The organism is Stenotrophomonas sp. PE591, assembly GCF_018320795.1.
GTDB classification, from domain to species: Bacteria; Pseudomonadota; Gammaproteobacteria; order Xanthomonadales; family Xanthomonadaceae; genus Stenotrophomonas; species Stenotrophomonas maltophilia.
Genome location: NZ_JAAOKO010000012.1, coordinates 42,384 through 61,114 on the forward strand (window position 1 = coordinate 42,384; position 18,731 = coordinate 61,114).

Below are 18,731 nucleotides of genomic sequence, written 5' to 3' on the forward strand. Positions count from 1 at the left end.
ATTGCATGCGTCAGGCGCAGGAACGGGAATTCCACAGCTTCGACCAGGTACCGCTGTTCTACCGGTACTGGGCGGGCACCACCGCAACGCCGGCCACCAAGGCCATCGTGCTGCTGCACCGCGGCCATGAGCACTCCGGCCGGGTCACCCACCTGGTCGATGAGCTGGACCTGCCCGACACCGCCTTCTTCGCCTGGGACGCGCGCGGCAATGGCCGTTCGCCGGGCGCACGGGGCGATGCACCGGGCTTCCCCGCGCTGGTGCGTGATCTGGACAGTTTCATCGCCCAGATCGGCGCCGAGCACGGCATTGCGGTGGAAGACATCGTGGTGATCGCGCAGAGCGTGGGCGCGGTGGTCGCCGCGACCTGGGTGCACGACTACGCGCCGCGCCTGCGCGCGCTGGTCATGGCTTCGCCTGCATTCAAGGTGAAGCTGTACGTGCCGTTCGCGCGCCCGGGCCTGGCATTGATGCAGAAGCTGCGCGGCAACTTCTTCGTCAACAGCTACGTCAAGCCGCAGTGGCTGACCCACGATCCGGCGCGGGTGGAAAGCTACCGCACCGATTCGCTGATCACCCGGCCGATTTCGGTGCGCGTGTTGCTGGGCCTGTACGAAGCGGCCGACCGCATCGTCGCCGATGCGCAGGCGATCAGTGTGCCGGTGCAGCTGCTGGTGTCCGGCTCGGATTTCGTCGTGCACCGTGGCCCGCAGGACCGCTTCTACGAGCGCCTGTCCAGCCCGATCAAGGAGCGTGTGCATCTGCCGGGCTTCTTCCACGACACGCTGGGCGAGCGCGATCGTGCACCAGCACTGGCGCGCATCCGCAGCTTCATCCAGGCGCGTTTTGCCGAGCCGCTGCGCGAGCTGTCACGGCGCGACGCGCACCGTCACGGGCCAACCTTCGAAGAATCCGAGATCCTGGCCTGGCCACCGGAGCGCAACAGCCTGGCCGACCTGCGCTGGCGCGTGGTGCGTGGCGGCCTGCGCTTCGGCGGCACGCTGTCCGAAGGCATCGCGCTGGGCCTGCGGACCGGTTTCGATTCCGGTAGCACGCTGGACTACATCTACCGGAATGAGGCGCGCGGCAAGGGCCCATTGGGGCGGACGGTCGACCGCAACTACCTGGATGCAATCGGCTGGCGTGGCATCCGCGTGCGCGGCCAGCACCTGCAGGAACTGCTGCGCGACGCTGCCCAGCGCCTGCGCGGGCAGGGCACGCCGGTGCGTGTGCTGGACGTGGCCGCCGGCCATGGTCGGTATGTGCTGGAAGCGCTGGGCCAGGGCGAACAGCGCGCCGACCGTATCGTGCTGCGTGATTTCAGCGATCTGAACGTGACCCAGGGCCAAGCGTTGATCGAGCGCCTCGGTGCGGCCGACATCGCCCGCTTCGAGCAGGGCGATGCGTTCGATCCGGCGCAACTGGCCAAGGTCGATCCAGCACCGACACTGGCGGTGGTCTCGGGCCTGTACGAGCTGTTCCCCGACAACGACGCCGTGCTGCGCTCGCTGCAGGGTATCGCCGCAACGGTGCCGGTGGGCGGCTACCTGGCCTACACCGGCCAACCCTGGCACCCGCAGCTGGAATTCATCGCGCGCGCCTTGACCAGCCATCGCGGTGGCGCGGCGTGGGTGATGCGTCGCCGTACCCAGCAGGAGATGGATGAGCTGGTGCGCCTCGCCGGTTTCGAGAAGGTGGCGCAGCGCATCGACGACTTCGGCATCTTCACCGTGTCGCTGGCGCGCCGGACCGCGTGATGGCGACGCTCGCCGCAACCCCGCTGGCCGCGGAAGGGCGCCCCTGGCGGCGCGCCCTGCTGTGGCTGGCCCTGCTGGGTCCGTTCTTCTTCGCAAGCTACGGCTTCGCCAACTGGATGGCCGGCCGCCACGCCACCCTGCCGGTGATGGCGTTCGCGTGGGAGACACGCATCCCGTTCGTGCCGTGGACGATCGTGCCGTACTGGTCGATCGACCTGTTCTACGCGATCTCGTTCTTCCTGTGCCGGCAACGGCTGGAGCTGGACCGGCACGCGCTGCGGCTGTTCAGTGCGCAGGTCATCGCGGTGGCCTGCTTCCTGCTGTGGCCGCTGCGTTTCAGCTTCGAGCGTCCGGAGATCGGCGGTGTGTTCGGCTGGCTGTTCGATGTGCTGCTGGGCTTCGACAAGCCGTTCAACCAGGCGCCGTCGCTGCACATCGTGCTGTTGATCGTGCTGTGGGTGAAGTTCGCGCAGTACCTGCATGGCATGTGGCGCGGGGTACTGCATGTGTGGGCACTGCTGATCGGCGTCTCGGTGCTGACCACGTTCCAGCACCATTTCATCGATATCCCGACCGGCCTGCTGGCCGGTTGGCTGTGCGTCTGGCTGTGGCCGGAGCAGGGCACGCCACCGTTGCGGGCCTGGCACACCGCGCGTGATGCGAGGCGTTGGCGATTGGCAGCGTTGTACCTGCTGGGGGCCGCTGTATTGCTGGTGCCGGTGGTGCTTCTGCGTGGCGCCGCATTGTGGCTGCTGTGGCCGGTGGCGTCGTTGCTGCTGGTGGCGCTGGCCTATGCCGGGCTGGGTACAGCGGTGTTCCAGAAGCGCGCCGATGGCCGCCTGGCGATGGCCCCGCGATGGCTGCTGGCACCGTACCTGGGCGCTGCCTGGATCAACTCGCGGCTGTGGACGCGGCGTGCGCCGCAGCCGGTGCCGGTGCTGGACGGCGTGTGGCTGGGCCGCATTCCCAACGGCGCGTTGCCGCCGCCACTGGGGGGCGTGGTGGATGCCTGCGCCGAGCTGTCCTGTCGCGCGCAGGGCGCCGCGTATGCCAGCGTGCCGATGCTGGACCTGGTGGTCCCTGCACCGGAACAGCTGCGCGAAGCGGCCGAGGCGATCGAGCGCCTGCATGCGCACGGACCGTTGCTGGTGTGCTGTGCGCTGGGCTATTCGCGCAGCGCCGCCAGCGTGGCCACCTGGCTGCTGCGCAGTGGTCGTGCGGCCGATGCGGACGCGGCGGTGGCGATCGTGCGTGCTGCGCGCCCTGGCATCGTGCTGGGTACGGCCCATCTGCGTGCCATCACCGACGCGGCAGGAGTGCGCGCATGAGCACGGTTCCCGATCTGGCGACCATGCAGCTGCTGCTGCGGCAGGGGCGTTGGCCGGCATGCCTGTCGCTGGGGCTGCTGCTGGTGGCATTGCTGCTGCTCGGCACCGAGCCGGGCCTGGCGATGATCGCTGCAGGGTTGCTGCTGGCCAGCATGTCTGCAGGGGTGGCCCAGACGTACCACGCGTGGCGGGTTGCGCTGGACGCCAGCCTGCTGCAGCTGCTGCGCGATGAGCGCCTGGACGGCGATGCCGCCGCGCGCCGCACTGATCAGCTGCTGCAGGACAGTGGCCTGCGCCGCGCGTCGCCCGATGCGCCCCTGCGGGGCTGGGACGCGCGCTGGGCCGGCATGCGTCGCCTGCTGCTGCGCCAGTACCTGCTGACAGCGGTGCAGTTCGCACTGCTGGTGCTGGCCGTGTTGTGGCCGCAGACGTGAACGGGAGGGACCAATGTTCGCCGAACTGATTGCCCGCGCCTGCAGTGGTGCGATCCATGTAGTGACCGGTGCCCGCGCGCTGTGGATCGGTTGCGCGCCGTCCAGCGAGCGCCGTGTGTACTACGGCAACCACGCCAGCCATGGCGACTTCGTGCTGATCTGGTCGTCGATGCCGCCTGCGTTGCGGCGCCAGGTGCGGCCAGTTGCCGCGGCCGAGTACTGGCAGCGCGACGGCCTGCGTCGCTACCTGATCGATGCGGTGTTCAACGGCGTGCTGGTCGAGCGCGAGGCCGGCCATCGCCAGCAGGATCCGCTGCAGGCCCTGCGTGACGCGGTGGACGAAGACTGCTCGCTGATCCTGTTTCCGGAAGGTACCCGCAACGTGGGCGATGAGCCGCTGCTGCCGTTCAAGAGCGGCATCTATCACCTGGCACGGCAACGGCCGGAGCTGGAATTCGTGCCGGTGTGGATCGACAACCTGAAGCGGGTGATGCCCAAGGGCCGGTTCCTGCCGCTGCCGCTGCTGTGCACGGCCACCTTCGGTACGCCGCTGCGGCTGCAGGCCGACGAGGACAAGGCGGCCTTCCTGGCCCGCAGCCGGCAGGCGCTGCTGGACCTGGCGCCGAACGGGGGGCGCGCATGAGTTTCCTGATCGATGTGTCCGGCGACCTGGCAGCGCAGAGCGTGGGCCAGCAGACCGGCCTGCTGTTCGCTGGCGTCGGTGCGGTGCTGGTACTGGCCACGCTGGTGGCCGAAACGCTGCGATGGCGCCAGCGCGGCCGGCCCAGCGCGGTCATCGCCAACCTGGTGTCGCGCATCCGCGCGTGGTGGGTAATGGCGATCGTGGTCGGGCTGGCGCTGTTCTTCGGCCGCGCCGGGGTGATCGTGCTGTTCGCGATCATCTCGCTGTTCGCACTGCGCGAGTTCATCACCCTGGCGCCGACCCGCTCAGGCGATTACTACGCGCTGCTGGCCGCGTTCTACATCGTGCTGCCGTGGCAGTACTACCTGGTGTGGATCGACTGGTACGGCATGTACACGCTGCTGATTCCGGTCTATGCGTTCCTGTTCCTGCCGATCCTGTCGACCATCGGCGGCGATACCACGCACTACCTGGAGCGCACGGCGAAGGTGCAGTGGGGGCTGATGATCTGCGTGTTCTGCATCTCGCACGTGCCGCTGCTGCTGAACCTGCACGTGCCGGGCCATGACCCCTCGCGCAACGTGCTGTTGTTTGCTTTCCTGGTGATCGTGGTGCAGTCCTCGGACGTGCTGCAGTACATCTGGGGCAAGTTGTTGGGCAAGCACCTGATCGCGCCGAAGCTGTCGCCGTCGAAGACGGTGGAGGGCTTCGTCGGCGGCGTGCTGAGTGCCAGCGCACTGGGCGCGGCGCTGTGGTGGATCACCCCGTTCACGCCGCTGCAGGCGTTCGGCCTGTCGCTGCTGATCAACCTGATGGGGTTCTGGGGCGGCCTGGTGATGTCGGCGATCAAGCGTGACCGGGGCATCAAGGACTGGGGCCACATGATCGAGGGCCATGGCGGCATGCTCGACCGGCTGGATTCGGTGTGCTTCGCCGCGCCGGTGTTCTTCCACGTGGTGCGGTATTACTGGAAGGCGGGCGGCGGCTGATTCTGCCGGCTTCCATCCACGCATGGCGTGGATCTACCGGTAGTGCCGGCCGCTGGCCGGCAACTGCAACATCCTGCCATCGTTCGTGGGGTTGCCGGCCAGCGGCCGGCACTACCCGTGCGCGCTTACGCGCTGATGCCGTATTCCTTCAGCTTCTTGCGCAGGGTGGCACGGTGGATGCCCAGCATCGCGGCGGCGCGGCTCTGGTTGCCTTCGCAGTGGTTGAGCACTTCCACGAACAGCGGGATCTCCATCTCGCGCAGCACGATCTCGTAGACATCGTCCGCGTCGCAGCCATCGAGGTCACGCAGGTAACGGCGCACGGATTGGGCGACATGTTCACGCAGCGGTGGCCGGGGAGCGCCACGACTGTTGTCAGGACGAGAGAGGACAGCGTTCAAGGGGGTTCCCGATTCGGTGGGCCCGTGCGCGCGGTGCGCGCGGCCGGACGAGGTGGTGGCGGCCAGTCTAGCGCGAGCTTGCCCGGCCTGCCACGGCCGGTCGCCTTTTCACGTTCAGAGGAAGTCGAAGGTGAATGCGACGGTGGATGCGGCGGGCTCCTGCACACGGAAGGCGACGCGCGCGCTCTGGCCCGGTTCCAGCAGGGCGGCGCCGGGGTTCTCGCCAAGGTACTGCGCAGGCGTGAACACACCGCTGCCGATCACCCGGCCATCAGCATCGGACAGTGACAGGCGCAGGTCCGGCCAGGCCTGTGCCCAGCGTGCGTCGTTGCGGATGCTGGCCTGCACCTGCAGCACGCCGGCCTGCCCGGGCAGCGGCCGGATCTCGCGGCTGGTCATGGTGAAGGCGGTGGGTTCATGCCAGGCCGGCAGGCTGCAGCGCAGGAGGCCGCAGAGCGTGCCCAGCCAAGCACGGTTGCCAGCGTCGGCGGCCAGCCGCGCACGGTCGGCCAGCACGCTCTGCAGCACCAGCAGCAGCGCCAGCCCTGCAACCAGCAGCCAGTGCCAGCGCGGTGCCGGCAGGCTGCGGGGGCGCGCACTGCCAAGGAAACTCGGCGCGTCAACGGCGGCCGTCGTTGCCGGCACTGCAACCGGTGCCGACGCGATGGCCGCAATGTCATCAACGATGACAGGCGCATCGTCGTGCTGCATCTCCGCCGCCACATGCGCCGCTTCGGCGGGCCCGGCTGGCACCTGCATGGCAGGCGACGCGTGTTCTTCCGGTTCCTGCGTGCGCGCATCGGTCGCAGGCACGGGCAAACCTTCCGGGGCGGTGCGCAGGAAGGTTGCCAGAGGGCGTCGCGGTGGGTTCGGCTCGGACATGCTCAGGGTGCGGGCTCGGATCCAGCAGTCATTCAACCACGATCAGGCGCGGCGCACGCCGGTGATGCGCATCCAGTCGCCATCCTGGGTCGCCTGCAGGTCGTCGAACCATTCCGCATAGCGCTGCAGCAGTTCACCTTCCTGGCCGTGCAGGATGCCGGACAGGGCAATACGGCCGCCGGCAGCCACGCGCGCGGCCAGCAGCTCGGCCAACGCGTCCAGTGCCGAGGCGAGGATGTTGGCGACCACGATCGGGTAGGTGGCGACCGGTTCGTCCGGCGGCAGGTACACGTGCATGCGCGCCTGTTCGCCGTTGCGCTCGGCATTGTCGGCGGTGGCGACCAGGGCCTGCGGATCGTTGTCCACGCCGATGGCCTCAGCGGCGCCCAGCTTCAGCGCGGCAAGCGCAAGGATGCCGGAGCCGCAGCCGAAGTCGAGCACGCGCTGGCCCTGCAGCAGGTCATCCACGGCCAGCTGGTCCAGCCAGCGCAGGCAGAGCGCGGTGGTCGGGTGGGTGCCCGATCCGAACGCCAGGCCCGGGTCCAGCCGCACCACGGCGGCGTCGGCAGCCTGTGCGGCCTCCGGCAGTTCATGGTTCCACGGCACGATCCAGGTGCGGCTGCCGAAAGCCATCGGCTGGAACTGGTCCAGCCAGGCGCGTTCCCAGTCCTCGTCCTCGACCGCGCGGAAACTGCCGCTGCTCCAGTCCAGTTCCGGGTCGAACGCCTCCAGCGCGGCCAGCAGCAGCAATGCGTTGCTGTCGGCGGGAAACAGCGCGCTCAGCACCAGGGTGTCCCATAGCGGGGTCTCGCCCACGCCCGGCTCGAGAATGGCCTGTTCGTTGCTGGTATCGGCCTCGGCATCAAGCAGCGTGACGGCCAGTGCGCCGACATCCTCCAGCGCATTCTCATAGCGGGGCTGGGTAGCTTCGGTGCAACGCAGGGTCAGTTCCAGGAACGGCATGGCGGTGGGGGGCAATCGCGGGAAAGGGGGCCATGCTAGACCATCGGAGCGTCTCCGTATTGCCTGAGATGCTGCTCGGAGATGAACGGAACCGATTCAGACAGGCCTGGCGGGCCTTGCTAAACTTGGTGCTTTCCTGTGCGCCATGAACGTTCACTGCCGCCAATGGCCTTTGCTCCGACCCTGAAAACCTGGTTGCTTGTACTGCCGGCGGTGGCCGTGCTGGGCGTGGCCGGGTATCGGGCCAGCGGCCATGCCGGATCGGTACCGGTGACCGCAGGCGAACTGCCGACGGCGCAGGTTGCGTCGGACGATGCGGCGCCCCTGCCGGTCGTGCCGGAAGCGTTGGCGCGTCGCCTGGCGGCGTTCGAGCGCGGCAACGCGCTGCCTTCGGGCCTGCCGCTGGACCTGCGCGCGGACATCGAGGATGCGACCGATCTGTACGCCTACGCGCAGCGCCTGCGCGTGCAGGCCGACGACGGCAATCACGAGGCGCGCTGGATGCTCAGCCGGGTCTACGACTACTGCGCGCAGTACGCCATCGATCCAGGCGGTTATCGGTTGGACAACAATGTGCTGGCCGGGCTGGGCCTGACCGCTGCACCGGCGATGGTGCAGGCGCGCGAGCGCGTGGCGCAGCGCTGTGGCGGCTTCGTGCCGGGCGACAAGCTGGGGTCCGCGCTGGTGCTGGCCGAGCGCCGCAAGGCAGCCACGCAGGGCAACCTCGCAGCGGAAGCATCGCTGTTTGCCGAAGGCGAGCCGCTGAATGACAGCCCCGAGTACCGCCGTGACCTGGTCGAGCGGGTGCGCACATCGCGCGATCCGGAGGCCTTCATGGCCATTGCACCGGGCATGGGCGTGCGCGCGGCGGGCGACCAGGCGCTCACTGGCCTGGTGGCGGGTGAACAGCTCAGTGAATTGGCGTGGCGGGTTGCGGCCTGCGAGCTCGGTCTACCGTGTGGTGCCGACAGCGTGCTGGTCAACAGTTTTTGCGCGAATGGAGGGATCTGTTCGCAGGATGGAACGCAGGATTTCCGGGATTTCGTGTATGACGCTGCGGTTTCGCGGCAAGGTGCGGGGAAAATGAAGCAGTGGATCAAGCGATTGGTTGGCAAGAGGGGCGGGCAATGAACTACCGTCGATTCCTGCATGGGGCCAAGTTCTGGTTCTGGGTGGCACTGTTCGTGGCCTATTCGGCCGGCGCGGTCGGGCTGTTGATGATCGACACCTATGAAGATCGTTACCGGCATCTGTCGAAAGTGGAACTGACCACGGTGAAGGCGCAGGAAGATGTGCGCCGCGTGGGTGCCAGCCAGGTCGCTGCGGTCTATCGCGCGCAGAGCGGCATGCCGTTCGCTTCGTTGCCGGCAGGCAGTACCTTCCAGGTGGTGTGGCCCGATGGGTCCACCGAGACGATGGTGATCGTCGACCCGAGCTCGCCCAATGGTGTACGCCCGCTGGCGAATTCGCAGATCCCGGCCGAAGCTGCCGACAAGCGCTGATGCACCTGCCGTAGAGCCGAGCCCACGCTCGGCTCCACGGCAATGGAAAAAGGGCGGGGATATCCCCGCCCTTTTCATGTCCAGCACCTGCTGCCGATCAGGTCAGTGCGATCGGCTTGTTCTTGCGCTCGGCAAGACGCTTTTCCAGGTAGTGGATGTTCTGACCACCGGCCTGGAAGCCCTTGTCGCGCATGATCCGCTGCTGCAGGGCGATGTTGGTCTTGATGCCGTCGACCACCATCTCGCTCAGCGCCACCCGCATGCGGGCGATGGCGGTTTCGCGGTCCGGGCCGTGCACGATCAGCTTGCCGATCATCGAGTCGTAGTTCGACGGCACGCGGTAGCCACTGTAGATGTGGGTATCCACGCGCACGCCGGGGCCGCCCGGCGGATGGAAGCCGGTGATGGTGCCCGGGCTGGGCACGAAGGTCTCGGCGTCTTCGGCGTTGATGCGGCACTCGATCGCGTGGCCGGTCAGCACCACGTCGCTCTGCTTGATCGACAGCTTCTGGCCGGCGGCGATCTTCAGCTGCTCGGCCACCAGGTCGATGCCGGTGACCATTTCGGTGACCGGATGTTCCACCTGGATGCGGGTGTTCATCTCGATGAAGTAGAAGCGGCCGTCTTCGTACAGGAACTCGAAGGTGCCGGCGCCGCGGTAGCCGATGCGCACGCAGGCTTCGGTGCAGACCTTGCCGATCTGCTCGCGCTGTTCGGCGGTGATGCCCGGTGCCGGTGCTTCTTCCACCACCTTCTGGTGGCGGCGCTGCATCGAGCAGTCGCGCTCACCCAGGTGGATGGCGTTGCCCTGGCCGTCGGCCAGCACCTGGATTTCCACGTGGCGCGGGTTCTCCAGGAACTTCTCCATGTAGACCTCGCCATTGCCGAACGCGGCCTTGGCCTCGCTCTTGGTGGTTTCGATCGAGGTCTTCAACGAGGCCTCGGCATGCACCACGCGCATGCCGCGACCGCCACCGCCACCGGCCGCCTTGATGATGACCGGGTAGCCGATCTCACGGGCGATCTTGGTGTTGGCGACGATGTCATCGCCCAGCGGGCCGCCCGAACCGGGCACGCACGGCACGCCGGCCGACTTCATCGCGCGGATGGCTTCGACCTTGTCGCCCATCATGCGGATGGTGTCGGCCTTGGGGCCGATGAAGATGAAGCCGGATTCTTCCACGCGCTCGGCGAAGTCGGCGTTCTCCGACAGGAAGCCGTAACCGGGATGGATCGCCTGCGCGTCGGTGACTTCAGCGGCGGCAATCAGCGCCGGAATGTTGAGGTAGCTCTGCGGCGACGGCGCCGGGCCGATGCAGACCGACTCGTCGGCCATGGCCACATGCTTGAGGTTGCGGTCGACCGTGGAATGCACGGCCACCGTGCGGATGCCGAGGGTGTGGCACGCGCGCAGGATGCGCAGCGCGATCTCCCCTCGGTTGGCGATGACGACTTTGTCGAGCATGGCGTGCCCCTCAGCCGATCACGAACAGCGGCTGGTCGAATTCCACCGGCTGGCCGTTCTCGCCGAGGATGGCGACGATGGTGCCGGACTTGTCGGCTTCGATCGGGTTGAACATCTTCATTGCTTCGATGATGGCCAGGGTCTCGCCTTCCTTGACCTGCTGCCCAACGGTGACGAAGGCCGGCTTGTCCGGGGCGGACGACGCGTAGAAGGTGCCGACCATCGGCGAGCGCAGCACGTGGCCTTCCGGCAGTGCCGGGCCCGGCTTGGCGGTACCGCCGGTGGAGGCTTCGGTCGGCGACTGCATCGGCATTGCCTGCGGTGCCGGGGCGGCCGGAGCGGCGTACACCGGGGCGGCGACCGGGGCGGCATAGCCGGCCACCGGGGCACGCGACAGGCGCACCGACTCTTCGCCTTCCTTGATTTCGATTTCAGCCAGGTTCGACTCTTCCAGCAGGTCGATCAGCTTCTTGATTTTGCGCAGATCCATGAGGGCCTCTTTGGTTTCTATCTAGGTGAGGAGAGCGCCGTGGGCGCCCGGGTCGACAATCAGGTGGCGGATACCCGCAGCAGCGCCGCGTCCATCGCGTAGCGGTAGCTGTCGGCACCGAAGCCGCACACCACGCCCACCGCCTTGTCACTGAAGTAGCTGTGCTGGCGGAACGGTTCGCGGGTATGCGGGTTGGACAGGTGGATCTCGATGAACGGCACCGCCACCGCGGCCAGCGCATCGCGCAGGGCAACCGAGGTGTGGGTGAAGGCGGCGGGGTTGATCAGGATGAAAGCGGTTCCGTCGTCGCGTGCGGCCTGCACGCGGTCCACCAGCACGTGCTCGGCATTGGACTGCAGGCTCTCCACCGCGTGTCCGGCGGCCGATGCCTGGCTGGCCAGGGCCTGGTCGATGTCGGCCAGCGTGGTGTGGCCGTAGACCTCCGGCTCGCGTGTGCCGAGCAGGTTGAGGTTGGGGCCGTGCAGGACCAGCAGCTTCGCCATGGGATCCGGAAGACGGGAAAGGGCGGCAGTCTGGCGGAAGCGGCGGATGCTGTCCAGTTCGGCGAAGTTTGCAGCGTTTCAATCGAACGTTTGAAATCTGCCGGAGCGCTTGTGGCCGTATGGCGGGCGCTGGATCAAGGCGCGCTGAATGGCTCGCAGGCCGGGGATGCATGCACGTAGGCCGACGATGGCGGCAGGCATGCGCAGGGCTGATGCTGTCATGGGCGGTGCTGCGGTAGATCCACGCCACGCGCGGATGAGGCTACCGGTCAGTAGATCCACGCCACGGGTGGATGATGGGCCACCGGTCGGTAGATCTACGCCATGCGTGGATGAAGGGCGTTCGGTACGCAGCACGCCATGCACCCACCGAGGGGCAGCCCAAGGTGTGCCGCACACCTACTGCCCCCGCCACGCCCCCGCTCACGTCTCCAGCGGCACCGTCGGCACCACGTTCGGGAACACCTCTTCCAGCGGTTCCCGTTCTCCAGGCTTCGGTGCCGGCCAGTTGTAGGCATTCACCGGCTGCGCGCGGTTTACCCACAACGCGTAATACAGGTGGTCGGCGCGGCCATCACCGGTATTGGGGTGGATCAGGATGGTCAGGCCCAGGCTGTTGAGCTGCAGCCAGGGCACCAGCACCGGCAGCAGGTCGTTGGTGAAGCCGAAGTAGAACGACGGGGTGACGTGCGGCCCGCGTGGTTCCAGGTTCCAGTTGCCCAGCTCCACCGGGAAGCGCTCGGCCGCCCAGCGCCGCAGCAGCGCAGCCTTCTCGAAGCTGTCCTCGTCGAAGTAGATGTGCGCGTGATAGCTCTTGATGTCGGTGTAGGCGCGTGGGGTCACGGGCAGGGTGGCCTCGCCGGGACGCACGCTGGCCGGGCGCGGGGTCGGTTCGCTGGCCGTGGCCTGGCCCCAGGGGCTGCGCCCTTCCGGTGCTGGCGGCACGATGGCACGGAAGCCGGGGCGGCCAGGCTCGGTGGTGTTCACCGCGTCGTTGCCGCGCGGTGCTGCGGCGGCGATCGAGGCACTGGCCAGGCCGCCAGCGGCCAGACCCGCCGAAGCGATCAGGCGGCGCCGTGCCGGCGAAAGCAGGTCGGCCCAGTGGGCGTCATCATCGCCGGCGTCGGTGAGGGTCTGCGGGTCCGGGTGCATGAAGGGCTCCGTGGCGGCATCGTGTGGGCAGGCAAGCACGCTCGGGCACCCGCATCCACAGCGTCCAATAAGCAGGGGGCATCACCTCATGCAGGTGCGCCCCGTTGTCGTTGAGCGTGGCCGCTGGGCGGGCTAGGGTGCAGGTCTGCCGCCCCGGAGCCCTTCCATGATCTCGCCCGATGCCGACACACAGCAAAAGCGCGCGTTTTTCCGCCAGCTGCACGCGCAGGGTTGCTTCGTGCTGCCCAACCCGTGGGATGTGGGCAGTGCCCGCTACCTGCAGCGGCAGGGCTTCCAGGCACTGGCCACCACCAGTGCCGGCTGCGCCTGGAGCGAAGGACGGCCGGACGGAGCGGTTTCGCTGCAGGCCACGCTGGCGCATCTGCGCGTGATGGCGCCAGCGACCCCATTGCCGTTGAATGCCGACTTCGGTGATGGCTTCGGCGCCACGCCGCAGGCGGTGCAGGAGGCGGTGGCCGCGGCGATCGACACCGGCATTGCGGCATTGTCGATCGAGGATGCCAGCGGCGTGGCCGATGCACCGCTGCGTCCGATCGACCAGGCGGTCGAGCGCCTGCGCGCTGCCCGTGCAGCCATCGACCGCGCGGGTGGCGACGTGCTGCTGGTCGGCCGCGCCGAGAACTTCTTCGTTGGCGTGCCGGATCTGCAGGACACCCTGCAGCGCCTGCGTGCCTACGCAGAGGCCGGTGCCGACGTGCTGTATGCACCTGGCATCAGCACGCGCGAGCAGATCAGCGCGGTGGTCGCCGCTGCCGGGTCGAAACCGGTGAACCTGCTGGTCGGTGGACCGACACCGCTGAGCCTGCAGGACATCGCCGCGCTCGGCGTGCGCCGGGTCAGCCTGGGCGGCGCACTCGCCCGTGCCGCGTGGGGCGGGCTGATGCAGGCGACCCAGCCGATCGTGCAGGACGGACGCTTCGATGGCCTGCAGCAGGCGGCCTCCGGGGCTGCCTTGAACGCGCTGTTCCGCTAGATCCACGCCGTGCAAGGCGGGAGGGGCCGGCGACTACAGCGCCTCGATCTCCCGCTTGGGTAAGGTCACGTCGGGTTCCAGCGCTGGCAGCAGTTGGCGAAGCAGGTTTGGATTGCCCTGCAGCCCGGTGCCATCCAGATACGTCCAGCCGGAACCACCAACGCGGCGCACGGCCACCATGAACGTGGTGCTGCGCATTGGGGTTTCACGCACCCGTATCAGGGATTGGCGTGGCACGAAGCAGACTTCTTCCTCTCCGGCAGCATAGGTCCGGGTCGGCACACCTACATCTTCGCTGATGATCACTACACCGGCGTTGTGCTGCTTCTTCAACGCATCACGGGTGATCGCCTGGAAGGCGTCATCGCCGCCGGCCAGTCGCTTGAGGCTGGGATGGGTGCGTTCGATGAGGAAGTCCGCATCGCCGCGGGCGTATGCAGCCATCATGGCGCGCACATCTTCGCGCAGAGCCTTCGCATCACTGGGACTGAGTTCACCTGCGAAGGCGGATGGCAGCAACAGCAACAGCAACAGCGACAGCAGCATCAGCATCGTCAGGGGCAGGCGTCGATCCATGTTCGGGTGTCTCACGGGGCACCGTCGCACTATACGGTGGATGCGAAAACAGCGTCCCATCGATGGCGCTGGTATCCTGTAAATCACTACTTACTATTGGTAGGTATTGATTTCTGGAGACCCCCCATGCACAGCCTCATTGTCATCGCCCACCCTGAATCCGGTTCGCTGACCCATGCGATGGCACATCGCATCGGCGATGCCATCACTGCTGCCGACGCCGGCAACACCGTGGCCTACGCCGATCTGATGGCCGAAGGCTTCGATCCACGCTTCAACGCCCAGGACCAGGCTTTGTTCCGCAGCACTGGCGCGGTACCGGCCGACATCGCCGCCGAGCACGCACGGCTGGAGGCGACCGATGCACTGGTGCTGGTGTTCCCGTTGTACTGGTGGTCGTTCCCGGCACTGCTGAAGGGCTGGATCGACCGGGTCTTCACCAACGAATGGGCCTACGCACAGGATGCGCAGGGCAAGCTGGTGAAGAAGCTGCAGCGCCTGAACGTGCATCTGGTGGGGCTGGGCGGCGCCGATGCAGCGATGGTTGAACGTCGTGGCTACGATGCGGCGATGAAGACGCAGATCGACATGGGCATCTTCGACTACTGCGGCGCGCGCGTGCTGACGTCCGACCTGCTGCTGGATGCCGATACCGGTGCGGCCGGAGCGCATCTGCAGACCGCGCTGGCGATCGGCCGTAAAATAGGCACCCCGATGCGCTGATCGCCGTGTTCCGCCGATGCCTGCCAACGCCGCTCCCACGCGCCGCCGATTGACCCGCGAGCAACGCGCCCGCCAGTTGCTGGACGTGGCCTGGGCGCTGGTGGGTGAAGAAGGCACCGACGCGTTGACGCTGGGTCGGCTGGCCGAGGCGGCGGGCGTGACCAAGCCGGTGGCCTACGATCACTTCGTGACCCGCAACGGCCTGCTGGCCGCGCTCTACGATGACTATGACGGGCGCCAGACGGTGGTATTCCACGAGCGTATCGGCCGCGCCCGCGCGCAGCTGGCCGACCGTGCGGCGGCCATCGCCTCCGGCTACATCGACTGCATCCTCAGCCAGGGCAGTGAAGTGCAGGGCATCCTCGCCGCGCTGGTGGGAGCGCCGGAACTGCACGAGGTGCGGCGGCGTTACCAGCAGGACTTCATCGACAACTGCGACGCATGGCTGGGTCCGTTTGCCGCCGATGGCACGGTGCCACTTGCTGGGCGCTGGGCGATTCTCGGTGCGGCTGAAGCCCTGTCCGAAGCCGTGGCGGCAGGTGCGCTGGACAAGACCAACGCCGAGGCCGAGCTGCAGCGGCTGATCGTGGCGACGGTCAAGCGGCGCTGAGCGGCTTCGGGCGTCAGGCCCCGGCGGTGCTGCTGGCCAGCGTGGCGAATCCTGCCGCCAGCTGATCGCGCACCAGTGCGTCGCGCGCGTCGCGGCTTTCAGAACCCAATACCACGGTGATCAGGCGTACCGGCTGATCCCGCCCGGGCACTGCCCGGCATGCGGTGGCGGCCAGGCAGAAGCCTGCTGCCTGGGTGTAGCCGGTCTTCAATCCATCCACGCCGTCATCGCCAAGCAGCGCATTCTGGTTGTTGCGGCTGAAGCTGCCATGCACGAACGCGCGCTGCGCGGTGATTGCCCGTATCTGCGGATGGTCATTCAGCAGGCAGGCGGCCAGCACCGCCATGTCGCGCGCGCTGGACGCATGGTGCGGCGTGGTGATGCCGGAGACGCTGGCGAACCAGCTGCTGCGCAGGCCGAGCTGGCGTGCGTGCCGGTTCATGCGCTCCAGCAACGCAGGCTGCGATCCGTCCAGGTGGCGCGCGATGGCCAACGCCGCGTCATTGCCGGAGACGATCATCAACCCTTCCAGCAGGCGCGCGAGCGTGACCGTTTCGCCGGGCACCAGGCCCATGCGCGTTTCATCGTCGGCGACCGCATGCACGTCGTCGGCGGCGATGGTGACTTCGTCGCCCCACGAGCGCCCGTGCTCCTCGACACATTCGTAAGCCGCGTAGGCGGTCATCAGCTTGGTCAGCGAGGCCGGCTGCCTGGCGATATCCGCGTTGTGCTGGTGAATCACCGCGAAAGTTGCCGCATCGAGGGTGATGGACGACAGCGGTGCACGCGCAGGAGCAGGAGACGGCATGGAAGCGACGATGGCAGTGGGAACCCAGGAGGATAGTGTGCGGCGGCTGCACGAAGCTGAAATATTGAAACGATATAACGTATCGTCATTGTGGGCCGCCGATGGCCCGACGGGACATCCGATGACTGCACGCATTCCACGCCGCTGGCTTCATTCTTCGTTGCTGCTCGCGCTGGCCGCACTTGGCGGTTGCCAGCCCAACCTGCGCGCCGAGGCTGTTTCCAGCGCCGAAGCCGGTCCGCTCAATGTGATCGTGATGATCAACGACGGTGCCGGCTGGGGTACCTGGGACGCCGCCGCCTACTGGCAGTACGGCAGCCGTGAAGGCGCACCCTATGCGGATTTCCCACTGCGCCTGGCGGTGACCACCTTTCCGTTGAACGCGAGCAGCCAGCCGACCGGTGACAACGCGCAGACGCTTGGCTACGACCCGGGCAAGGCCTGGGATGACGCGCCGGTTCCTGCGCAGGACCTGCCCTTTGCGGGCTACCAGTACCTGGCCGCGGTGGCTACCGACAGTGCGGCGGCGGGCACTGCGCTGTCCTCGGGGATCAAGACCTACAACAACGCCATCAACTTCAACAACGATGGCCAGCCGGTCGAGTTCAATACGCTGCGCGCCAAGCGCCTGGGCATGGCCACCGGCGTGGTCACCTCGGTGCCGTTCGCGCATGCCACGCCGGCCGCGTTCGCGGCGCAGAACCAATCGCGCAGCAACCATCACGCCATCGCACACCAGATGCTGGCGCAGGGCCACATGGACTTGGTGATGGGCACGGGTGGCCCGGGCTACAGTGTCGACGGCCGCGCCTGCCATGAAGGTACGGACGCGGCGAAGGCGGAGGGCTGTGCGAATCCATGGGAGTGGGTGTCGCAGCAGGATTGGCAGCAGCTGGAAGCGGGCAGCACCATCGGCGGCAATCCGGCGGGACCGTGGCGCCTGATCCGCAGCAAGGAAGCGTTCGCCGCACTGGCGCAGGGACGGTTGCCGGCCGACCGGCCGCTGATCGGTGTACCGCGCGTGGCCAACACACTGCAGCAGGCGCGCCAGCTGCAGGTGCTGGGCAAGGATGCAGCCACGCCTTCGGGAGTGAGGAAGATCGACAGCGTGCCCGATCTGGCGACGATGACGCGTGGCGCACTGCAGTTCCTGCAGCAGCGCTCGTCCAAGGGGCTGTACCTGATGGTGGAAGGCGGCGCCACCGACTGGGCCGCACATACCAGTGCGTGCGGCACCGAATGGCATTACGGCCAGTGCAGCGATCAGCCGCAGTATGGCCGGCTGATCGAAGAGACCGTGGAGTTCAATGACGCGGTGGAGGCGGTGGTCGACTGGATCGAGCGCAACGGTGGCTGGGAGCGCAACCTGTTGATCGTCACCACCGACCACGACAACAGCATGCCGATGGGCCCGGATGCACAGGACGTGGCTTTCGCGCCGGTACGCAACAACGGTCGCGGCCGCATGCCCGGAATCAGCTTCCGCCCCACCGGCAACCACTCCAACGCGCTGGTGCCGCTGTGGGCCAGGGGCGCCGGCGCGGAGCTGCTGGGCAAGCGCGTGCGGGGCGTCGATGCCGGCTACCGTCAGCACGTGCGCTGGAACGACGGCAGCTACATCGACAATACCGACGTGGCTGCCGCAGTGCAGGAAGCGCTGCAGCGTCCACGGTAACGCCCGGTTGCACGCGGGCTGTTGTCGAGGCAGCCTGCGTACATGCAGTCGGATATCCGCATCGACGGTCGTGTCTTCGCCTACGTCTTCCCCTGTGCGTGGGAAGACTACGCGAAGATTGGTTTCTCACGTGATCCGCTTGGGCGCATCAGCGCATTGCACCGGCGTTGGTTCGAGTTCTTCGATCTCGACGCCGGTGCGCTGGTGGAAGCGGAAAGCGAGCGCGATGCGCGGGATCTGGAGCTGCAGCTGCGTTCGCCGTTCAAGGCGCACCGCGCCCCGGCGCCGATGACGGTCCAGGACAAGGCTGGAGGCCGCACCGAATGGGTACGTGGTGCCAACCACGCTTTGTCGCTTGCGGTTGCCGGCCTGGGCGAACAGGGCTATCGCTGCTATCCACTGAAGGGGTGGCTGCGAGCCGCGCTTCGCCTGCGCATGGACCGGTTGCACGACTGGGCTGCGGTGCAGCTTCCCGAAGAGGAAGGCCTGCGGATCCCCGGTGGCCCCGGCGAAAGAGCGCTGCGTGACACCCTCGATGGTTGTCAGGCATTGGGCATCGATCCGATCCCGTGGCTGCCTGAACACGTCCAACGCTGGTATGCAGGTTGAGGAGCGTTCAACGGGCTCGCGGCGGCTGAACCGGCGCGGCCGGTTGCCGCGCGCACTGCGGGGCAGGTGTGGACGGGCTGGCCAGCTGGCGTGCCAGCTCGGCGCTGGCTACGTGGCCCTGCAGGAACAACAAGCCGCCGAAGATGTTCATGAGCGTGCCTCCACTTGAGTGGATTGCACGATACGGGCAGCATGGACGGGCAAAAAGCGACATTTCCGCAAGCATG

Annotated in this window: 22 protein-coding genes; 12 read left to right on the forward strand and 10 right to left on the reverse strand. The window is 67.5% G+C overall.

Going from position 1 to position 18,731, the window contains the following annotated elements; all coding sequences use genetic code 11:
* Positions 1 to 5: 5 nt before the first annotated feature.
* Genes JLDANKMP_RS20495 through JLDANKMP_RS20515 form a run of 5 tightly spaced genes read left to right on the forward strand, consistent with a single transcriptional unit; the run spans position 6 to position 5,151 of the window.
* Positions 6 to 1,757, forward strand: a complete 1,752-nt coding sequence (locus tag JLDANKMP_RS20495; protein WP_212561979.1) for a bifunctional alpha/beta hydrolase/class I SAM-dependent methyltransferase — start codon at positions 6 to 8, stop codon at positions 1,755 to 1,757.
* On the forward strand, positions 1,757 to 3,085 hold the full coding sequence (locus JLDANKMP_RS20500; protein ID WP_212561980.1) for a phosphatase PAP2/dual specificity phosphatase family protein: 1,329 nt from the start codon (positions 1,757 to 1,759) through the stop codon (positions 3,083 to 3,085). Before JLDANKMP_RS20495 ends, JLDANKMP_RS20500 begins: the two co-directional genes overlap by 1 nt.
* Positions 3,082 to 3,519: a hypothetical protein gene (locus tag JLDANKMP_RS20505; protein ID WP_049448511.1), complete on the forward strand. Its 438-nt coding sequence runs from the start codon at positions 3,082 to 3,084 to the stop codon at positions 3,517 to 3,519. The genes JLDANKMP_RS20500 and JLDANKMP_RS20505 overlap by 4 nt, the downstream gene beginning before the upstream one ends.
* A gap of 13 nt (positions 3,520 to 3,532) precedes the next feature.
* Positions 3,533 to 4,162: a lysophospholipid acyltransferase family protein gene (locus JLDANKMP_RS20510; protein ID WP_005411260.1), complete on the forward strand. Its 630-nt coding sequence runs from the start codon at positions 3,533 to 3,535 to the stop codon at positions 4,160 to 4,162.
* Positions 4,159 to 5,151, forward strand: a complete 993-nt coding sequence (locus JLDANKMP_RS20515) for a phosphatidate cytidylyltransferase (RefSeq protein ID WP_212561981.1) — start codon at positions 4,159 to 4,161, stop codon at positions 5,149 to 5,151. Before JLDANKMP_RS20510 ends, JLDANKMP_RS20515 begins: the two co-directional genes overlap by 4 nt.
* A gap of 125 nt (positions 5,152 to 5,276) precedes the next feature.
* On the opposite strand, the gene fis is transcribed toward JLDANKMP_RS20515, so the two are convergent.
* The 3 genes from fis to prmA form a co-directional block, all read right to left on the reverse strand.
* A complete protein-coding gene (gene fis / locus JLDANKMP_RS20520; RefSeq protein ID WP_005419706.1) occupies positions 5,277 to 5,552 on the reverse strand; it encodes a DNA-binding transcriptional regulator Fis in 276 nt (91 codons plus the stop codon).
* 114 nt (positions 5,553 to 5,666) lie between these two features.
* Positions 5,667 to 6,434 (reverse strand): DUF3426 domain-containing protein, encoded by a 768-nt coding sequence (locus JLDANKMP_RS20525; RefSeq protein ID WP_212561982.1) that lies wholly within the window; start codon positions 6,432 to 6,434, stop codon positions 5,667 to 5,669.
* Positions 6,435 to 6,476: 42 nt separating this feature from the next.
* Positions 6,477 to 7,397 (reverse strand): 50S ribosomal protein L11 methyltransferase, encoded by a 921-nt coding sequence (prmA, locus tag JLDANKMP_RS20530; RefSeq protein WP_212561983.1) that lies wholly within the window; start codon positions 7,395 to 7,397, stop codon positions 6,477 to 6,479.
* A 165-nt stretch (positions 7,398 to 7,562) separates the two neighbouring features.
* Between prmA and JLDANKMP_RS20535 the strand changes: the two genes are divergently transcribed.
* Entirely contained in the window at positions 7,563 to 8,528 is a 966-nt protein-coding gene (locus JLDANKMP_RS20535) for a hypothetical protein (RefSeq protein WP_024958374.1), read from the forward strand.
* Complete coding sequence (locus tag JLDANKMP_RS20540) at positions 8,525 to 8,899, forward strand: hypothetical protein (RefSeq protein ID WP_005411254.1); 375 nt, start codon at positions 8,525 to 8,527, stop codon at positions 8,897 to 8,899. The genes JLDANKMP_RS20535 and JLDANKMP_RS20540 overlap by 4 nt, the downstream gene beginning before the upstream one ends.
* 97 nt (positions 8,900 to 8,996) lie before the next feature.
* Here JLDANKMP_RS20540 and accC read toward each other — a convergent pair whose 3' ends face one another.
* The 4 genes from accC to JLDANKMP_RS20560 form a co-directional block, all read right to left on the reverse strand.
* Positions 8,997 to 10,364 (reverse strand): acetyl-CoA carboxylase biotin carboxylase subunit, encoded by a 1,368-nt coding sequence (accC, locus tag JLDANKMP_RS20545; protein WP_005411253.1) that lies wholly within the window; start codon positions 10,362 to 10,364, stop codon positions 8,997 to 8,999.
* Positions 10,365 to 10,374: 10 nt separating this feature from the next.
* Complete coding sequence (accB, locus tag JLDANKMP_RS20550) at positions 10,375 to 10,854, reverse strand: acetyl-CoA carboxylase biotin carboxyl carrier protein (RefSeq protein ID WP_010481080.1); 480 nt, start codon at positions 10,852 to 10,854, stop codon at positions 10,375 to 10,377.
* A gap of 59 nt (positions 10,855 to 10,913) precedes the next feature.
* Positions 10,914 to 11,357, reverse strand: a complete 444-nt coding sequence (aroQ, locus tag JLDANKMP_RS20555; RefSeq protein ID WP_005411251.1) for a type II 3-dehydroquinate dehydratase — start codon at positions 11,355 to 11,357, stop codon at positions 10,914 to 10,916.
* Positions 11,358 to 11,780: 423 nt separating this feature from the next.
* Positions 11,781 to 12,509, reverse strand: coding sequence for a DOPA 4,5-dioxygenase family protein (locus JLDANKMP_RS20560; protein WP_212561984.1), 729 nt, complete (start codon positions 12,507 to 12,509; stop codon positions 11,781 to 11,783).
* Positions 12,510 to 12,675: 166 nt separating this feature from the next.
* Here JLDANKMP_RS20560 and JLDANKMP_RS20565 point away from each other — a divergent pair, with 166 nt between their 5' ends.
* Complete coding sequence (locus JLDANKMP_RS20565) at positions 12,676 to 13,503, forward strand: isocitrate lyase/phosphoenolpyruvate mutase family protein (RefSeq protein WP_212561985.1); 828 nt, start codon at positions 12,676 to 12,678, stop codon at positions 13,501 to 13,503.
* Between the two features lie 33 nt (positions 13,504 to 13,536).
* Here JLDANKMP_RS20565 and JLDANKMP_RS20570 read toward each other — a convergent pair whose 3' ends face one another.
* Positions 13,537 to 14,079 carry a hypothetical protein gene (locus JLDANKMP_RS20570; protein ID WP_099561444.1) on the reverse strand — a complete coding sequence of 181 codons (543 nt, stop codon included), beginning with the start codon at positions 14,077 to 14,079 and terminating at the stop codon, positions 13,537 to 13,539.
* A gap of 126 nt (positions 14,080 to 14,205) precedes the next feature.
* Between JLDANKMP_RS20570 and JLDANKMP_RS20575 the strand changes: the two genes are divergently transcribed.
* Together JLDANKMP_RS20575 and JLDANKMP_RS20580 are read left to right on the forward strand one after the other, a co-directional pair.
* Positions 14,206 to 14,802 carry an NAD(P)H-dependent oxidoreductase gene (locus JLDANKMP_RS20575; protein WP_212561986.1) on the forward strand — a complete coding sequence of 199 codons (597 nt, stop codon included), beginning with the start codon at positions 14,206 to 14,208 and terminating at the stop codon, positions 14,800 to 14,802.
* A gap of 16 nt (positions 14,803 to 14,818) precedes the next feature.
* Positions 14,819 to 15,412: a TetR/AcrR family transcriptional regulator gene (locus tag JLDANKMP_RS20580; RefSeq protein ID WP_005411246.1), complete on the forward strand. Its 594-nt coding sequence runs from the start codon at positions 14,819 to 14,821 to the stop codon at positions 15,410 to 15,412.
* Between the two features lie 13 nt (positions 15,413 to 15,425).
* On the opposite strand, the gene JLDANKMP_RS20585 is transcribed toward JLDANKMP_RS20580, so the two are convergent.
* Entirely contained in the window at positions 15,426 to 16,220 is a 795-nt protein-coding gene (locus JLDANKMP_RS20585; protein WP_212561987.1) for a D-alanyl-D-alanine carboxypeptidase family protein, read from the reverse strand.
* Between the two features lie 121 nt (positions 16,221 to 16,341).
* Here JLDANKMP_RS20585 and JLDANKMP_RS20590 point away from each other — a divergent pair, with 121 nt between their 5' ends.
* Positions 16,342 to 17,895: an alkaline phosphatase gene (locus JLDANKMP_RS20590; protein WP_212561988.1), complete on the forward strand. Its 1,554-nt coding sequence runs from the start codon at positions 16,342 to 16,344 to the stop codon at positions 17,893 to 17,895.
* A gap of 42 nt (positions 17,896 to 17,937) precedes the next feature.
* Positions 17,938 to 18,504, forward strand: a complete 567-nt coding sequence (locus JLDANKMP_RS20595) for a GIY-YIG nuclease family protein (RefSeq protein WP_111151069.1) — start codon at positions 17,938 to 17,940, stop codon at positions 18,502 to 18,504.
* Between the two features lie 7 nt (positions 18,505 to 18,511).
* Here JLDANKMP_RS20595 and JLDANKMP_RS20600 read toward each other — a convergent pair whose 3' ends face one another.
* Positions 18,512 to 18,655, reverse strand: a complete 144-nt coding sequence (locus JLDANKMP_RS20600) for a hypothetical protein (protein WP_164281572.1) — start codon at positions 18,653 to 18,655, stop codon at positions 18,512 to 18,514.
* Positions 18,656 to 18,731: the final 76 nt, after the last annotated feature.

Bases quoted from the DNA above. Each gene is read 5' to 3' on its own strand.
- JLDANKMP_RS20495 (WP_212561979.1), top strand. From the start codon at position 6: ATGCGTCAGGCGCAGGAACGGGAATTCCACAGCTTCGACCAGGTACCG.
- JLDANKMP_RS20500 (WP_212561980.1), top strand. From the start codon at position 1,757: ATGGCGACGCTCGCCGCAACCCCGCTGGCCGCGGAAGGGCGCCCCTGG.
- JLDANKMP_RS20505 (WP_049448511.1), top strand. From the start codon at position 3,082: ATGAGCACGGTTCCCGATCTGGCGACCATGCAGCTGCTGCTGCGGCAG.
- JLDANKMP_RS20510 (WP_005411260.1), top strand. From the start codon at position 3,533: ATGTTCGCCGAACTGATTGCCCGCGCCTGCAGTGGTGCGATCCATGTA.
- JLDANKMP_RS20515 (WP_212561981.1), top strand. From the start codon at position 4,159: ATGAGTTTCCTGATCGATGTGTCCGGCGACCTGGCAGCGCAGAGCGTG.
- JLDANKMP_RS20525 (WP_212561982.1), bottom strand. From the start codon at position 6,434: ATGTCCGAGCCGAACCCACCGCGACGCCCTCTGGCAACCTTCCTGCGC.
- prmA (WP_212561983.1), bottom strand. From the start codon at position 7,397: ATGCCGTTCCTGGAACTGACCCTGCGTTGCACCGAAGCTACCCAGCCC.
- JLDANKMP_RS20535 (WP_024958374.1), top strand. From the start codon at position 7,563: ATGGCCTTTGCTCCGACCCTGAAAACCTGGTTGCTTGTACTGCCGGCG.
- JLDANKMP_RS20540 (WP_005411254.1), top strand. From the start codon at position 8,525: ATGAACTACCGTCGATTCCTGCATGGGGCCAAGTTCTGGTTCTGGGTG.
- accC (WP_005411253.1), bottom strand. From the start codon at position 10,364: ATGCTCGACAAAGTCGTCATCGCCAACCGAGGGGAGATCGCGCTGCGC.
- accB (WP_010481080.1), bottom strand. From the start codon at position 10,854: ATGGATCTGCGCAAAATCAAGAAGCTGATCGACCTGCTGGAAGAGTCG.
- aroQ (WP_005411251.1), bottom strand. From the start codon at position 11,357: ATGGCGAAGCTGCTGGTCCTGCACGGCCCCAACCTCAACCTGCTCGGC.
- JLDANKMP_RS20560 (WP_212561984.1), bottom strand. From the start codon at position 12,509: ATGCACCCGGACCCGCAGACCCTCACCGACGCCGGCGATGATGACGCC.
- JLDANKMP_RS20565 (WP_212561985.1), top strand. From the start codon at position 12,676: ATGATCTCGCCCGATGCCGACACACAGCAAAAGCGCGCGTTTTTCCGC.
- JLDANKMP_RS20570 (WP_099561444.1), bottom strand. From the start codon at position 14,079: ATGGATCGACGCCTGCCCCTGACGATGCTGATGCTGCTGTCGCTGTTG.
- JLDANKMP_RS20575 (WP_212561986.1), top strand. From the start codon at position 14,206: ATGCACAGCCTCATTGTCATCGCCCACCCTGAATCCGGTTCGCTGACC.
- JLDANKMP_RS20580 (WP_005411246.1), top strand. From the start codon at position 14,819: ATGCCTGCCAACGCCGCTCCCACGCGCCGCCGATTGACCCGCGAGCAA.
- JLDANKMP_RS20585 (WP_212561987.1), bottom strand. From the start codon at position 16,220: ATGCCGTCTCCTGCTCCTGCGCGTGCACCGCTGTCGTCCATCACCCTC.
- JLDANKMP_RS20590 (WP_212561988.1), top strand. From the start codon at position 16,342: ATGACTGCACGCATTCCACGCCGCTGGCTTCATTCTTCGTTGCTGCTC.
- JLDANKMP_RS20595 (WP_111151069.1), top strand. From the start codon at position 17,938: ATGCAGTCGGATATCCGCATCGACGGTCGTGTCTTCGCCTACGTCTTC.
- JLDANKMP_RS20600 (WP_164281572.1), bottom strand. From the start codon at position 18,655: ATGAACATCTTCGGCGGCTTGTTGTTCCTGCAGGGCCACGTAGCCAGC.